We start from the raw sequence: 14283 nt of genomic DNA on the forward strand, positions 1-14283 counted from the left end.
CATTATTTATCCTGTTTTTCGCTTTTATTTTTTCTTAATTTCCTTGTCCTTTTTCAGCATCACTTTATCTCCTGAATTCAGTTCCTTAGCGACTGTAGAGTATGGCCCGGTAATGACCACATCACCTTTTTTAAGACCTGTCAAAACTTCAATATTAGTATCATCCTGAATTCCGGTTTTAATAACTCTAATTTTTGCTTTATCCCCTACTTTTACGAACACACATTCGTATTTTTTATCACTTTTAGGCGCTGCTTCTTTTTGTTCTTCAGCTGGATCTGCCACTTTAATCTCTTTGACTGAAGCCGTATCTGACTTTATAACAACAGCACTTATAGGCACTATCAGTATATTTGTTTTTGTATCGGTAATAATATCAACCGTTGCGGTCATTCCAGGTCTAAAAGGGGAATATGTTTCTGGTCTCCCTTTAAGTAAATCTTGATAAGATTCCTTCAAAATTCTAACTTTTACTTTAAAATTAGTGACCTGATCAGCTGTCAAAGCGGAACTGGCTGAATTAGAAATACTAGTTACCGTCCCTTTAAATTGTTTTTTTAAATAGGCATCCACCTCCACATTTGCTTCATCTCCTACTTTAATTTTTACAATATCATTTTCATTGACATCCACTTCCACTTCCATATTATTTAAATTAGCCACTCTTAAAATCTCCGTTCCGGTCATTTGTTGCGTACCCAAAACGCGCTCGCCCAGCTCTACATTCAGTACTGAAATGGTCCCGTCAGCGGGTGCATAAATGGTGGTACGCCCTAGATTATCTTTAGCCTCATTTACGGTTGCCGCAGCACTTTGAACATTAAAGTAAGCCGTTTGTTTTGATGCTTTAGCAACTTCATAAGAAGCAACTGCTTTATCCCAATCTGATTTTGAGATAATGCCTTTCTCAAATAATATTTTGTTTCTCTCATAATTTGATTTGGATTCTTTAAAAGAGGCCTCCGCCTGACTCAAAGCAGCTCGTGTACCTGATAAATTAGAAACGGAACGATTGTATCCTGAAGTATACAAATCCGGATTTATCTTGACCAATAAATCGCCTTTTTTAACGGCTTGTCCTTCTTTTACATTCAAAGAAATAATTTCGCCTGAAACCTCCGATGAAATTTTAACTTCAATTTCTGGTTGAATTTTCCCGGTAGCCGATACGGTTTCAATAATAGTTGAGGGATTGACCTGGGCGATTTCAATTTCTGTTCCCTCGTCTTTATTTCCTATAACACCTGCTTTTGAAAGCGTTACTAACAATACAATAGCTGCTACTGAAACACCTAATACAATATAAATTGTTTTTTTTGACATGATAAATTAGTATTTGATAATTGGAATTCCAAAATAGAATTCTAGTATTTTGATTTTAAAAATATAATCGTATTTGGTTCTAATAATTTCTGATTGTGCATTCGTCAGTAAGGTTTGTGATTGATTAAAATCAAATGAATTCATCAAACCTACATCATATTTTTCTTTGGCATAATCGTAAGCGCCTTGTCTCGCCTCAAGTGCCACAACTGAGGATTCATAGGCATTTAGTGCGCCTTTAGCATCTGTAAAGGCAGTAAAAACATTACGCTGCAAATCTAAATCCTGCTGTTCCACTGCAATTTTTGACCGTTCTAAACTTACTTTTGAACGTTCTACATTGTTCCTCACCGAAAACCCATTGAATATCGGAATCGACAATTGTGCTCCAAAAGACTGTCCTTTATTACTATTAAACTGTTCGAAAAACGGGGCTGAATTTTTAGTGCCAATTAGATTCCTCATACTATCAAAGAAAGGGACATCAGCATAAGAAACTCTACTATTAAAGCCGTAAAAACCTTGTAAAGTGGGCTGAAAAGCTCCTTTGGCAATCTCTAGATCTTTCTGTGCAATCTCCAGATTTGTTCTGGCAATTTTCAGTTCAGTTCTGTTTTCTACTGCTTTGTCATAAATAGCAGCTGGAGTTTGTACCATTATATTATTTTTATCTCTAATGTCAGTATCATCTACTACATCAAAATCTTCAAACTCTTTTAATTGCAACAACTGCGCTAAACTTAATTTAGAAATTAATAAAGCATTATCTGCAGCAATAACATTTTGATTGTTCAATGCTACTGTAGCTTTGATATCTAATAAATCCCCACGAGGAATTGAACCTGCTTTAACTAATTCTTCAGAGCGTACATATTGTTTTTCATTAATTCCCAACTGTTCTTTTTGTACTTTTAGATTTTCTTTATTAAAAAGAATCTGTAAGAAAGCGTTGGCAACATTCAGGGCAATATCCTCCTGCATTTTGAGCAATTGGTATTTAGCCGCCACAATTGAAAGATTAGCTCTTCGAAGTGTATTTTGATTTTGCAGTCCTTTATAAATATCCACTCCAACATTGGCTCCAGCCGAAGTAAATTGCGTCGTTTGGTTCTGCAAAAGCCCTGTTGTAATGTCCTGATTCAAACCAATATTCCAAGAATGTGATGCATTTGCATTTAAAGACGGCAGAAAATTTCCGATTGCTCCTTTTTTATCAATAAGAGCTGTTTTACTATCTAATTCTGATTGCTTGATGGAAATATTGTTTTGAATGGCATATTTCACGCATTCCTCGAGGGTCCATTTTTTGGATTGCGCCTGAATAGATAAACTGAACAGCGTGATAAAAACGAAACTGATATAACTATTTTTTTTCATATATTTTAGATGAAAGTGTAACAAAGGTACTACACATATTTAACATTTTTTTAAAAACTGAATTTCTTTTTTAAGTACAGATTTAGTGTTTTACTTCTTCGCTTTTTAAGCCTTGATTCCAAACTTTAATCGTATCGGAAGCTTTAGTTCCACTTTTGATTTAAACATAAATACCATCGCTGTCACCCAAGACTAAGTCCTTTCATATAAATTTCTGCGTCCCCGTTTGAATCTCTACGTATGGTTTTTGTGTCTTCTTATCAAGTTGAATCAGCGCCTCTTTCAGCGTCAATACCTTATACAATTTTTCAAGTATAATTGATGCATTTGCGCTGAAACCAGCGCGAATAAAAGTGTTCAAACTATTGGCTAATGATGTTTTGATTTCAAATTGAATGGCACCATTTTCAGTTTTACCTTTTGGAGCAATGTATTGCAATACGCCGTCAAATTTTTTGTTTTCGATAGCGCCAATGGTAATTTCGATGGGTAATTTTTTTTATTTTGTCCACTTCTAACTCGTCAATTTTTCCCACAAATATCATTCGGCCTACATCTGCAACACTTGCAATTGTTTTCCCTTCATTGAAGTTATTACTTTCAATAACCTGATTCCCTACTTTTACGTGAACAGTATCTAAATTGTAATTCCCGAAATCTGCCTCATCAAGAATTCCAAGTATGTTTAATAGTGTTAATTTCCCTGAACCAGAGGAACCCATAATGGCCACTAGCTCGCCTTCCTTGATATTAAAATTAATCCCTTTTAAAACATATAGTTCAGAACTTCATATTTTATACGATTTGTACAGGTCTTTAATTTCAATCATAATCTGGCGATTTTAAAACACTATTTGATTAGTTTCAACAGTAAATTATACGGAAATAAAAAAAAACTTCAAGGATTTTAACCATAAGACTTCGTTGCAGATAAAATGTTACACTTTAATCTTAAAAAAGAATAGTTTTATTAATTTTACTGCTTTAAACCCGAATTAAATGCCAAAAACGCTATCAACCCTGCTTACACTCTGTTCTATAATTTTATTTTTTAGCTGTTCGTCAACAAATCAAATTGAAGCTTTGAAACCTGAGCCTGACGACGCAACACCATTAGTCTATGAAAATACTCCGTCCTTTATCAACTTGCCCATCAGTATCAAACTGAAAGAAATTCAAAACCAAACCAACACTCTAATGAACGGCTTGATTTACGAAGACAACAACATTGACGATGATGGCATTGAAATGAAAGTTTGGAAATTGGCACCAATAAGTATCGTGAATGACCCGGAGAACTCAGGAGAAAAAATAAAAACTATTTTACCCTTAAAAGCGGTTGTGAAATACCGAATTGGCACTAAAAAAATGGGTATTGAATTGTATGATACGCGGGAATTCAACCTGAATGGCGTGATCACTTTAGTAAGCGAAATCAGCTTAACCAATTGGAAATTGAATACCAAAACCCAACTGCAATCATTGGACTGGAATGAAAGCCCAACGATGCGTGTTTTTGGAAAAAATGTTCCAGTTACCTATTTAATCAATCCTGCTATCCAATTATTTAAATCCAAAATCGAAAATAAAATTGATGCCGCTATTGCGAAATCAATGGATTTCAAGCCAAATGTGTTGACCGCTTTAGAAAAAATTTGCATCCCTTTTCAAATGAGTACAACTTACAACAGTTGGCTTCGTATTGTTCCTATTGAAATTTATTCTACAAATGCCCAACTAAAAAAAGACACTTTTGCGTTGCAAATGGGGATGAAATGCAACATGGAAACCATAATAGGACAAGAACCTAATTCTAAATTTGATGGTTCAAAAATTATTTTAAAACCAGTTACTAAAATTCCAGAAGCCATCACTGCAAATATCATTGCTGTTTCGACCTATCAGGAGGCTTCAAAAATAATGACCAGGAATTTTGCAGGCCAAGAATTTAGCTCAGGATCAAAGAAAGTAAAAGTGCAAAATGTAGCAATTTGGCACAAAACCGGAAAAATGATTATTGCGCTAGAAATAACAGGATCTGTAAACGGAACACTCTATTTGTCCGGATTACCCAAATATAATGAACAAACAAAAGAGATCTATTTTGATCAATTGACCTATGCTTTGGATACCAAAAATAAATTGATGCGCACTGCTAGTTGGCTTGCACAAGGATTTGTATTGCGAAAAATGGAACAATCTTGCCGATATTCCTTGATACCAAATCTTGAAGAGAGTCAAAAAAATATACTGCCTTATCTAAAAAATTATTCTCCAATGCAAGGCGTGTTCATCAATGGAAAAATGGAAAACATTCAATTTCAAAGAATCCAATTGACAAATCAAGCCATCTTAGCCTTTATAAAAATAAAAGGAACCATCAATGTCGCTATAAACGGCCTGAAATAATTTTTCCATTTTAAAAAAATAAAAAGTGCAGTTTAACTGGATTTGTTTTTTTTCATTCGATAAATAGCGTAACCAATCCCCGCGACCAGAAGATAAGGAATTACCATTAAATATACAATTCCATCATTAACTGCTGCTGCTGTAGTGGTATTTCCTTCACTCGTCAATGCCGCGCGACACATTGCACATTGAGCCTTTACAGAAGACGAAAAAAGAAAACAAATTAGTACAAATATAGATGCAGACCACTTTCTGATAATACTCTTGGTTTTTGAAATCTGACTTTTACTTTTAATATACATAATAAGGGGAAATCATTAAATAAACAATTACTCCGGTAACGGCGACATACAACCAGATTGGAAAAGTGATTTTGGAGATCTTTTTATGACTTTCAAAATTTTGTGCTAATGCTCTAACGTATGTAATCAAAACCATTGGAATAATCGCAATCGATAAAATAATATGCGTGATTAAAATCAATAAATAAACGATTCGTAATGATCCTATAGCTACTCTTTCAGAATCCTCTAATATAAGATTATGGTTAGAATCTCCAAAAATAGCAGAAACGGACGTCATGTGATAGGCAACATACATTACCAAGAAGGCGATAGACAACGCAATAGCTCCTGTCATCAACCTTTCGTGAAGTTTCCTTTTTCCGTTTTTAATTGCTATTACGGCTGCTACTAACAAAATCGCAGTAACCCCATTAGTAGTAGCATAAATGGGTGGCAAAAAAGAAAGAGGCGCTACATCATATCCCAAATCTTTTAATTTGACCCCAAAAAGTATAGCCACAACCACTGGTATTAAGATTGATACCGCTATAATTATCGTATTGTATTTTTTTTCTAAAGAACTGTTTTCCATTTACTCTTTTAATAAAATATTAATATCCTGCTGAATGTTCCTTACTCCTTTTTTATCTAAACCATCGTAATATAAAATCGGATTCCCAAAATCATCTTTTCTACAACGAATATTTCCATTCTTATCAATCAAGGCAAACAATCCTGAATGCTCGAATCCACCTGCTGCTTTCTTATTTTCCCCAGCATAAAGATTAAATCCCTTATTGGCCAGATTAAAAATATAGGCTTTATCACCGGTCAAAAAATTCCAATTCGTAGATTTTACTCCTAAAAAGTCTGCATGCTCTTTTAATACTTCTACAGTATCGTGCTCCGGATCTATAGTAATAGAAACGATCCCAAAATTAGGATTGCCGAAAAAACTTTTTTCAATAAGAAGCATACTTTCATTCATCTTTGGACAAATCGTAGGACACGTTGAAAAGAAAAACTCTAAAACATAGACCTTTCCTTTGTAGGTTTCATTCGTTATTTTTTTATTGTCTTGATTTGTCAATTCGAATTGTGGGGCTGGACCAATTTTAGTTAGCTTCTCACCTTCTATAACTGCTGGTCTCACACTGTCCAGACGGTCGCCCTGAACCACTTTGTCATTTTTAATTCTATCTACAATTTTTGGAATCGCATAGATACCAAAAATCAAGATAATAAACGAAATACCGATATATGATTTATTCTTAAACATAAACTATAAATTTAAATTTTTCTGCTGGCATTCTTATTTTTCTTCAGAGCAGCACGATATTCATACAAAATGACTTTAAAATCATCCAGCATTTCATTGCTTAACTCAGCTGGGTGAAACGTATTATACCCCTCTTTGGTATCTTTTACTAATTTCCTCCCTCGAAGATTGCGTTCTTTATCGATGATATACACTTTGGGCGTCCCTAACTTTTGGTCAAGATTCTCGATCAGTTTTAATTGCTTGTGATACGCTTGAATTTCTTCAGCTGTAGCAAACACAAAACGCCATTGCGCCATATCTGTAAAAGCGGACAAGGCATCAACTACTTTCTTCGCATCTGTCTCAGTCCCTGTAGGACAAATTACCACAAACTGGACATCTTTAAACTTATGATACGTTTGATAAATTTTCTGATTTAGGTTAAAAAGGTTCCCTCTGTTTATTAAAAGATCTGTCCCTGAAAACCCCAGAACGGTAACCTTATCATTTAAACTGATTTTTCCTCCGTCTAAAGTAGACCAATCTCCAAAATCAGCTGTTTTCGGGGTTACGATAGGAAGTTTTGTAAAACTGTTTACACCAGAAGCAAAAAAGAGGTACGCAACGATGGGTAAAATAAAAAGAACAAAAAGAACACTATTTTTTTTCATTGTGACAATGCTATTTATTAAAGTACAAAAATAAAAAAAGGCACGCAATGCGCACCCTTTTTTGAATTAATATCGTGTTAAAAATTCCATTTAATGGTGGAATTTTTAAAAACCTCATGAATGTAATCCCCTTCCGTTAAAAGAATGAAAAGCAAATAAATGATCAAGAAAATTAAAGGCAAAACAACTGCACTTCTTAAACTACTTTTTTCTCCCTCCATGTGCATGAAGGCCCAAACTATATAGTACGCCTTATAAATTGTAAGACCATAAAATATCCAGTTAAGCAAATTCATACCCATAAAATTATTCATGTGAAGAACTTCAGGTTTCAAAATCCCAAGAATAACTTCTATTATGGTAACAGCAGATAATATTCCGAAAACTTTCCAGATTCTGCCGATGTTAGATACGTGTACGTGTGACATGATAATTACTTTTTTTGAAAATTAAACAAGATAGAAAACGGTGAATACAAACACCCAAACTAAATCGACAAAGTGCCAATAGAGCCCCACTTTTTCTACCATTTCATAGCTTCCTCTTTTTTCATAGGTTCCAATTAATACATTAAAAAAGATAATAATATTAATTATTATTCCTGAAAGAACGTGAAAACCGTGAAACCCTGTGATAAAGAAAAAGAAATTAGCAAATAATTTACTTCCATATTCATTTCTGACCAGATTTGCGCCCTCCACAACATAATGTGCCTGTCCCAATCGAGATACGGATTCTTCTCTAGAAAGAATTGTTTTCTGTTTGGTAGCTGTCAACACTTCTGTTCGAATCAAAAGTTCAGGGTGAGCTTTGAAACCGGCTTGTACCTCGGCTACAGAATAGGAAGGCAATGTTGGTCCACTCATAAACCATTTGGCTTTATTCGGCGTTAATTGCTCTCTTTCTTCATGCAGATCAGCAGCAAAGTCAGCTAAAGCTACTCGGTTTCCATCTTTATCAACAAACTGAAGCAAACTACCTCCTTTTGTTTCAATAGCGCCGTATTCGCCTTTGATAAAATTTTTCCATTCCCAAGCCTGAGACCCTACGAAAATCAACCCTCCTATAATGGTCAAAAACATGTAAAGGATCACTTTGTTTTTTTTCATTTGATGCCCTGCATCAACGGCCAAAACCATTGTCACAGAGGAAAATATCAAAATAAAAGTCATTAATGCTACATAATACATTGGAGCAGGAACACCATGCATAAACGGAAAGTGCGTAAACACTTCATCGGCCAAAGGCCATGTCTCAATAAATTTAAATCTAGAAAAACCGTACGCGGCTAAAAATCCAGAGAACGTTAAAGCATCTGATAGGATAAAAAACCACATCATCAATTTGCCATAACTTGCTCTCATTGGCTCATTGCCGCCTCCCCAAGTTTTCTCTTCACTATTTGCAGTAGTAACTGTCGCTTCCATAAAAGTTATTCGTTAAAAAGTTCCCAAATTTACGTTTTTTTCTTATTTAAAGAAATATAAAAACAAAAACAAATAAACCCACAATAGATCCAAAAAGTGCCAGTACATTGCACCTAGTTCTATACCAAGGGTTTGAGATGAATTGTATTTTTGTTTAAAATGATTATAAATTATAATCAGTAGTGAAATCACACCACCAGCAAGGTGAATCAGGTGCACAACCGTTACAACATATAAAAAAGTAGTCGTTATTGAGCTTCCACTTCCCGTGAAATAATACCCGTTTTCGACTATTTCTCCAAAACCTGCAAACTGCAAAAAAACAAACAATATTCCTAATGCTAAAGTAGCTAAAAGAAACAGTGTAGTTTGTGTTTGATTGTCTTTTTGAATCGCTTTCTTGGCTAGATAAAAAGTCACACTACATCCTATAATTACTGCAGTGCTGTAGTAAAAAGCAATTGGCAATTGAAAATCCTTCAACCAGTCGGCTCTTGATTTACTCACCACAAAAGCACTGGTTAGTCCTGCAAACATCATAGTCATACTCACCATAGCAAACAACAAAATCAATTTATAGGATCTTGCCGTTCTTGATTTTTGCTCGGCTGCTGTCATTATCATTTCCATAATTTATCTTAAAAATTTATCAAATATATAAACTAATTGTAACAAAGTAATATACGCCACACTAACTAACATCAAAGTTTTAGCCGCATTTGCGGTTCGTAATTTATACAATCGAACGGCATAAAAAAGCATCCAAATACCCAGTAAAAATACAAAAATCGCTGCAATTGGCGTGATAAAAAACCGGCCTGTATACCCTAAAACCGGCAATAAGGAAGCCAAAATAAGCCAAACTGTATAGAGAATAACCTGCAAAGCGGTTCCTTTGTCTTTCTTGCCTGTTGGCAACATAAAGAAGCCTGCTTTTTCATAATCTTCATAAAGAAACCAACCAATAGCCCAAAAATGCGGAAATTGCCAAAAAAACTGAATCAAAAACAAGGTTCCTGCCTCTATTCCAAATTCTCCCGTTGCCGCAACCCAGCCCAACATAAAAGGAATTGCTCCAGGAAATGCCCCCACAAAAACGGACAGCGAAGTCATTGTTTTTAATGGTGTATAAACACTTGTATATAAAAATATGGAAACAGCCCCAAACATGGCTGTTTTCGGGTTGATCGTATAAAGCAATGTAAGTCCTATAACGACAAGCAAACTTGCTACCAGCAATGCAGTGCGTAGAGACATTCTTCCTGTTGGAACCGGACGATTTTTGGTCCTGTCCATCAAAGCATCTAGATCTTTTTCGATTACCTGATTAAAGGCATTTGAAGCACCCACCATACAATAACCGCCTACAGCTAATTTAAACAATACCATCCAATCTAAAGAGTGTAGATCATAAATCCCAAGCATAAATCCTGCAATAGACGAAAACACGACACTAACGGCTAAACGTGCCTTAGTGATTTCGCGGAAATCGACATAAATAGATTTTAATGAAATGGTACTTTGTGTTGCGCTCAATGCTAAAGATGATTTGCTTTGTAAAAACTTTTGCAAAAGTAAGGTATCAAAAGGGATTTGACAAAAAACAATTCATAAAAAACTTTTTAAAATGAAAATGAAAACTAATAGTCAAAATACCAGTTAAAAATGTCCGCCCTCAGCCCTAGAGTAAACCAAGTAGTACTTTCATTAAATGCAGTTGCCGTATTTTTTGAAGGATCAAAAGTCCTGTAAATATAGCTTCCAAAAAGCTTTAAGTTGGTTGCCGGATTAACTAAATAGCCGCCCTGAAAGTCCGCAATAAAAACAGCTGTTTTGTTTCCTTGACCCACTTTTACACCACTGTCAAACGGCCTATTTTCATCATAATCCTTGTAAATATTTCCTCCATAATTAAAACCATCATCTGCGCTGTCAAAATCCAGGCCTCGAGTCCCCATAGTTATTTTTGCGTCAGCAAAATACCTTCCTTTATGGTATCGGGCAATTGCAATAAATTCCTTAAAATTTCCGCCCCACTGATGTCCTATACTTTGATTATTATGTCCATAATTTGTGATTGGAGCACTATGAGAATATACATACGGACGAACATGATTGTACTCTAGCTGCAATAGTAAATTATCCACTTTGAAAGCATCAAAATATTTAATTCCAAGTTGGTATCCGTATTTATTTTTCCAACTGTTATCACGCTTTTTTACATCCCCAAGCGAAAATTCATCGAGAACAAATTGTCCGTACAGGTTAATTTTGTTGCTCCATTTGTATTTATAAGTCAATCCTAAAAGCGCATTTCCGGTTCTTGCTGATGAAGCAAATTCGACCGCACGATAAAAAATTATGGGATTTACAAAACTCATGTCAAATCCTCGCTCATTGGTATTTGTCCAAATCACAGATTCGAAGAAACCTAGATTGAGCCTGTTCGAAACATTCCAACTCAAATAATGGTTGGCCATAAACTTCGTAGCGTAGGTTCTTTCCAGCGTAGCGTCCGGGCGAACATCTTTAAGCCACATATAAGTATTTGTGTATTTTATCTTCCAAAAATTAGTATTCAATTTAAAATAAGGATAAGGACTGGCGCCATCACTTTCTAACAAAGAGCGATAACCATCCCCAATAAAATTTCTTCCGTAACCCAATTGCATATCAATATGTTTGCTGGGCGCAAAAGTCAAATTGGCTTCGGCCAAAGGAAAATCATACGAATCCGTTTTGAAATCTTTTGCAATTCCGATTCCCGGAATAATCGCAGGATTGCCTCCATCCGGTTTGATTGACTCAGCATACCGATTGTAATAATCCGCAAAACGACCCTGACTTTCAAAAATGGTTGTGGTAAAATTGAGTTGTTTTCCTATACCACCACGAAAATTTATCCCTCGTGTATTTACATAAGTATAAGAAGCCTCCGTTTGGGTGGCCTTCCCAAGCTGCAGGTCAAAAATAGGGTTAACTGTAAACCAATAGTCTTCCCCTTGAATTGCAACTGTACTCTCATTCCATAATTTTCTGGCCCACCAGCCGGAAACATTCTTTTTCAGCTTTTCATTGGCTCCTCTTAAGTCATAGTATTTTGACACCTCCGTATACGTATATGGTTTTGATGCCGTATGATTATTGCTCCCCACTTGATTTAACGAAGCATCAAATTGCGCATAATAACTGTGTGAAAAGGGCACATTCAAATGGCTATCAAATTCAGGGTTATTAAATTTTTTATACACGATGCTATCCAGTTCTGTTACCTTTTTATTGCTACTAGGCAGGAATTCGGCTTTCTCCAAAGTTTCAGCAACAACTTCTTCCCTGCTTTTTAAAGGAATTGCAATCGTCATTGTAAACTTATTATAGGTGGGGATACCGTTGTAGGTTGAAGGTTGAATTTTAGGCAATTCTGCAAATACTCTTCTAGTTTCTTTTATTAATTCCTGATCTATGGCATCAACATAAATCACTTTAAAAACCCCCGTGTTGTCTACTTCAAAGAGCACTTTTACCGCTCCTTGAAAATCGCTTTGGACTAGGTGCTCTGGAATTTCAAAGTTTTGAAAAACAAAATCCTGAACCTGATTATAGAAACAGCTTTCTAATGCTTCGGATTGCAAGTTTACACAATCTGGAAAAACAGGAAATCGTTCGGCTGAATTTCCTGACTCTTGCAGTAAACTATTAATCTGCTGAGCGTTTGTATAGAAAGAAGACAGGAACAAAAGCATTACAAACACTGTTTTTTTTACCTCAATTTCCTTTATAAATCTAATATTCATTATGTGAATTTTGACCGTTAGCAATCATTTTAGCTCCCGAAGTTCCTATTCGTCTTACGCCTAATCGGATCATTTCAACAGCTTCCTCATACGTCCGCACTCCTCCGGCAGCTTTTACCGGTAAAGGCGACGCATTTTCGAGCATCATTTTTATAGCAGGAATCGTAGCGCCATTGGGCAGATTATTTTCCGTTTTATAAAATCCGGTTGAAGACTTCACAAAAATCGTAGCGAACAACTCTTGCTGAAAATTAGAGACAATAACATTTTTAATCAAACTTGATAATTGGATGATTTCTTTATCATTGAGCGCTGCAACTTCAATAATCCACTTTACAACTTTCTTATTGGCCAATCCCAATTGCGTACACTTTAGAATTTCATCTTTGACCAAGTCAATTTCACCATTTTTGAAGGCTTCATAATTACAAACAAAATCCAGATCATCAGCCCCATTATCTATAGCCTGTCCGGCCTCAATCAACTTCTGTTCAATTGAAGATCTGCCCTGCGGAAAATCAATTACCGTTCCTATTTCCAAATTTGAATGTGCCGAAAGAATCATTTTTCTAGCTAAAGGAACCATCTCGGGTCGTATCATAATGAGTTTAAAGCGTTCCTCAATGGCTTCCTGAATAAATCCCTGAGCCACAAGCGTATTTTCTTCATGACTGAGACCCGCTTGTACCGCAGTTTTCAAATAGGTTGAGTCTAAATATTGCTTGATATCCATAGCTATTTTGATTTCATAATTATAGTGAACTCTGACTGACAAAAATACATTTTATATGCACATGAGCTTAGTGCTAGATCGTACAATTTAATTATTTTTGATACTACAACTGATACTTTCACTACCTTAAAAATAGTAAAAATCCTGTTCCGTAAAACCGCAACTCTTCTAGTGCCTAAAACATAAAATCCCACAAGAAGTGGGACTTTATCTTTGTGTTTTTATTTCTTAAACAGCACCGCGATTGCTACTGCCAGCACCGCACCGGATGTATTTGCTGAAACATCATATATGTCTGCATGTCTGGAAAGGGTAAACAACTCTTGTGAAATCTCGATTACTATTCCAAAAAAAAAGGAAAACAAAAAAGAAAACACTAACGGTTTTAAACTATTCGAACTGCTTATCTGTTTTTTTAAAAACAAATAACAAAAGGACGTTAGTACAAAATGAAAAAAAGCATGGACATATTTATCTATATTGGACACATTCCCAAGAGGGACATTGTTCAATTGTATTAAACAAAAAAAGGCAATAATTCCAGCCCATACAATAGCTGCCCACAAAAATAGTTGCTTATGCACCAATAATTTCTTTATACGAATCACTCGAAAGAAGCGAATCAAATTCAGCAACATTAGTTACTTTAATTTTTACCATCCATCCTGCGCCATAAGGATCTGAGTTGACACTTTCCGGAGTGTTCTCTAGTGCGTCGTTAAAAGCGATAATTTCTCCTGAGAGAGGAAGAAACAAATCAGAAACCGTTTTAACCGCTTCCACAGTCCCAAAAACCTCATCTTTCTCTAAAGTCTGATCTAAAGTTTCCACCTCAACATACACGATATCACCTAATTCTTTTTGCGCAAAATCAGTGATTCCTACTGTTGCAATATCCCCTTCAAGGCTTACCCATTCGTGATCTTTTGTGTACTTTAAATTTGCTGGTATGTTCATATTATTGTAATTGATAATTATTAAATGATAATTTGAATTTTATGTGA

15 protein-coding genes and 1 pseudogene are annotated in these 14283 nt (G+C 35.3%); 1 reads left to right on the top strand and 15 read right to left on the bottom strand.

What is annotated here, in order from left to right; translation table 11 throughout:
* Window positions 1–24: 24 nt before the first annotated feature.
* The 4 genes and pseudogenes from EKM02_RS08455 to EKM02_RS15000 form a co-directional block, all read right to left on the bottom strand.
* Complete coding sequence (locus EKM02_RS08455; protein ID WP_126454153.1) at window positions 25–1323, bottom strand: efflux RND transporter periplasmic adaptor subunit; 1299 nt, start codon at window positions 1321–1323, stop codon at window positions 25–27.
* 6 nt (window positions 1324–1329) lie between these two features.
* Window positions 1330–2700, bottom strand: coding sequence for a TolC family protein (locus tag EKM02_RS08460; protein WP_126454155.1), 1371 nt, complete (start codon window positions 2698–2700; stop codon window positions 1330–1332).
* A gap of 202 nt (window positions 2701–2902) precedes the next feature.
* The gene (locus EKM02_RS15275) at window positions 2903–3139 is read right to left on the bottom strand and encodes a hypothetical protein (protein ID WP_410503689.1); all 237 of its coding nucleotides are present in this window, start codon (window positions 3137–3139) and stop codon (window positions 2903–2905) included.
* Between the two features lie 142 nt (window positions 3140–3281).
* Window positions 3282–3461, bottom strand: a pseudogene (locus EKM02_RS15000) (ATP-binding cassette domain-containing protein); the annotation flags it as partial.
* A gap of 238 nt (window positions 3462–3699) precedes the next feature.
* On the opposite strand from EKM02_RS15000, the gene EKM02_RS08470 reads away from it, so the two are divergent.
* On the top strand, window positions 3700–5109 hold the full coding sequence (locus EKM02_RS08470) for a DUF4403 family protein (protein WP_126454156.1): 1410 nt from the start codon (window positions 3700–3702) through the stop codon (window positions 5107–5109).
* A 291-nt stretch (window positions 5110–5400) separates the two neighbouring features.
* Here EKM02_RS08470 and EKM02_RS08480 read toward each other — a convergent pair whose 3' ends face one another.
* From EKM02_RS08480 to gcvH, 11 genes are all read right to left on the bottom strand, one after another.
* On the bottom strand, window positions 5401–5985 hold the full coding sequence (locus EKM02_RS08480) for a DUF420 domain-containing protein (RefSeq protein ID WP_126454160.1): 585 nt from the start codon (window positions 5983–5985) through the stop codon (window positions 5401–5403).
* Window positions 5986–6672 carry an SCO family protein gene (locus EKM02_RS08485; RefSeq protein ID WP_126454162.1) on the bottom strand — a complete coding sequence of 229 codons (687 nt, stop codon included), beginning with the start codon at window positions 6670–6672 and terminating at the stop codon, window positions 5986–5988. It abuts the gene before it with no gap.
* Window positions 6673–6683: 11 nt separating this feature from the next.
* The gene (locus EKM02_RS08490) at window positions 6684–7325 is read right to left on the bottom strand and encodes a hypothetical protein (protein WP_126454164.1); all 642 of its coding nucleotides are present in this window, start codon (window positions 7323–7325) and stop codon (window positions 6684–6686) included.
* 77 nt (window positions 7326–7402) lie between these two features.
* Window positions 7403–7753 carry a cytochrome C oxidase subunit IV family protein gene (locus EKM02_RS08495; protein ID WP_126454166.1) on the bottom strand — a complete coding sequence of 117 codons (351 nt, stop codon included), beginning with the start codon at window positions 7751–7753 and terminating at the stop codon, window positions 7403–7405.
* Between the two features lie 21 nt (window positions 7754–7774).
* Window positions 7775–8752, bottom strand: a complete 978-nt coding sequence (locus EKM02_RS08500) for a cytochrome c oxidase subunit 3 (RefSeq protein WP_126454168.1) — start codon at window positions 8750–8752, stop codon at window positions 7775–7777.
* Window positions 8753–8794: 42 nt separating this feature from the next.
* Window positions 8795–9382 carry a heme-copper oxidase subunit III gene (locus tag EKM02_RS08505; protein WP_126454170.1) on the bottom strand — a complete coding sequence of 196 codons (588 nt, stop codon included), beginning with the start codon at window positions 9380–9382 and terminating at the stop codon, window positions 8795–8797.
* 3 nt (window positions 9383–9385) lie between these two features.
* Window positions 9386–10288, bottom strand: a complete 903-nt coding sequence (gene cyoE, locus EKM02_RS08510) for a heme o synthase (RefSeq protein ID WP_126454238.1) — start codon at window positions 10286–10288, stop codon at window positions 9386–9388.
* A 104-nt stretch (window positions 10289–10392) separates the two neighbouring features.
* Window positions 10393–12546 carry a gliding motility protein RemB gene (locus EKM02_RS08515; RefSeq protein ID WP_126454172.1) on the bottom strand — a complete coding sequence of 718 codons (2154 nt, stop codon included), beginning with the start codon at window positions 12544–12546 and terminating at the stop codon, window positions 10393–10395.
* The gene (gene deoC / locus EKM02_RS08520; RefSeq protein ID WP_126454240.1) at window positions 12536–13279 is read right to left on the bottom strand and encodes a deoxyribose-phosphate aldolase; all 744 of its coding nucleotides are present in this window, start codon (window positions 13277–13279) and stop codon (window positions 12536–12538) included. Before deoC ends, EKM02_RS08515 begins: the two co-directional genes overlap by 11 nt.
* A 221-nt stretch (window positions 13280–13500) precedes the next feature.
* Complete coding sequence (locus tag EKM02_RS15280) at window positions 13501–13917, bottom strand: VanZ family protein (protein ID WP_126454173.1); 417 nt, start codon at window positions 13915–13917, stop codon at window positions 13501–13503.
* The gene (gcvH, locus tag EKM02_RS08530) at window positions 13856–14236 is read right to left on the bottom strand and encodes a glycine cleavage system protein GcvH (RefSeq protein ID WP_126454175.1); all 381 of its coding nucleotides are present in this window, start codon (window positions 14234–14236) and stop codon (window positions 13856–13858) included. Before gcvH ends, EKM02_RS15280 begins: the two co-directional genes overlap by 62 nt.
* Between the last annotated feature and the right edge of the window lie 47 nt (window positions 14237–14283).

The sequence above is a fragment of the Flavobacterium sp. RSP49 genome (genome assembly GCF_003968735.1).
Lineage (GTDB): Bacteria > Bacteroidota > Bacteroidia > Flavobacteriales > Flavobacteriaceae > Flavobacterium.

Bases quoted from the DNA above. Each gene is read 5' to 3' on its own strand.
- gcvH (WP_126454175.1), bottom strand. From the start codon at position 14,236: ATGAACATACCAGCAAATTTAAAGTACACAAAAGATCACGAATGGGTA.
- EKM02_RS08470 (WP_126454156.1), top strand. From the start codon at position 3,700: ATGCCAAAAACGCTATCAACCCTGCTTACACTCTGTTCTATAATTTTA.
- EKM02_RS08515 (WP_126454172.1), bottom strand. From the start codon at position 12,546: ATGAATATTAGATTTATAAAGGAAATTGAGGTAAAAAAAACAGTGTTT.
- deoC (WP_126454240.1), bottom strand. From the start codon at position 13,279: ATGGATATCAAGCAATATTTAGACTCAACCTATTTGAAAACTGCGGTA.
- EKM02_RS08460 (WP_126454155.1), bottom strand. From the start codon at position 2,700: ATGAAAAAAAATAGTTATATCAGTTTCGTTTTTATCACGCTGTTCAGT.
- EKM02_RS08485 (WP_126454162.1), bottom strand. From the start codon at position 6,672: ATGTTTAAGAATAAATCATATATCGGTATTTCGTTTATTATCTTGATT.
- EKM02_RS08455 (WP_126454153.1), bottom strand. From the start codon at position 1,323: ATGTCAAAAAAAACAATTTATATTGTATTAGGTGTTTCAGTAGCAGCT.
- EKM02_RS08480 (WP_126454160.1), bottom strand. From the start codon at position 5,985: ATGGAAAACAGTTCTTTAGAAAAAAAATACAATACGATAATTATAGCG.
- EKM02_RS08505 (WP_126454170.1), bottom strand. From the start codon at position 9,382: ATGGAAATGATAATGACAGCAGCCGAGCAAAAATCAAGAACGGCAAGA.
- EKM02_RS08495 (WP_126454166.1), bottom strand. From the start codon at position 7,753: ATGTCACACGTACACGTATCTAACATCGGCAGAATCTGGAAAGTTTTC.
- EKM02_RS08490 (WP_126454164.1), bottom strand. From the start codon at position 7,325: ATGAAAAAAAATAGTGTTCTTTTTGTTCTTTTTATTTTACCCATCGTT.
- EKM02_RS08500 (WP_126454168.1), bottom strand. From the start codon at position 8,752: ATGGAAGCGACAGTTACTACTGCAAATAGTGAAGAGAAAACTTGGGGA.
- EKM02_RS15280 (WP_126454173.1), bottom strand. From the start codon at position 13,917: ATGTTGCTGAATTTGATTCGCTTCTTTCGAGTGATTCGTATAAAGAAA.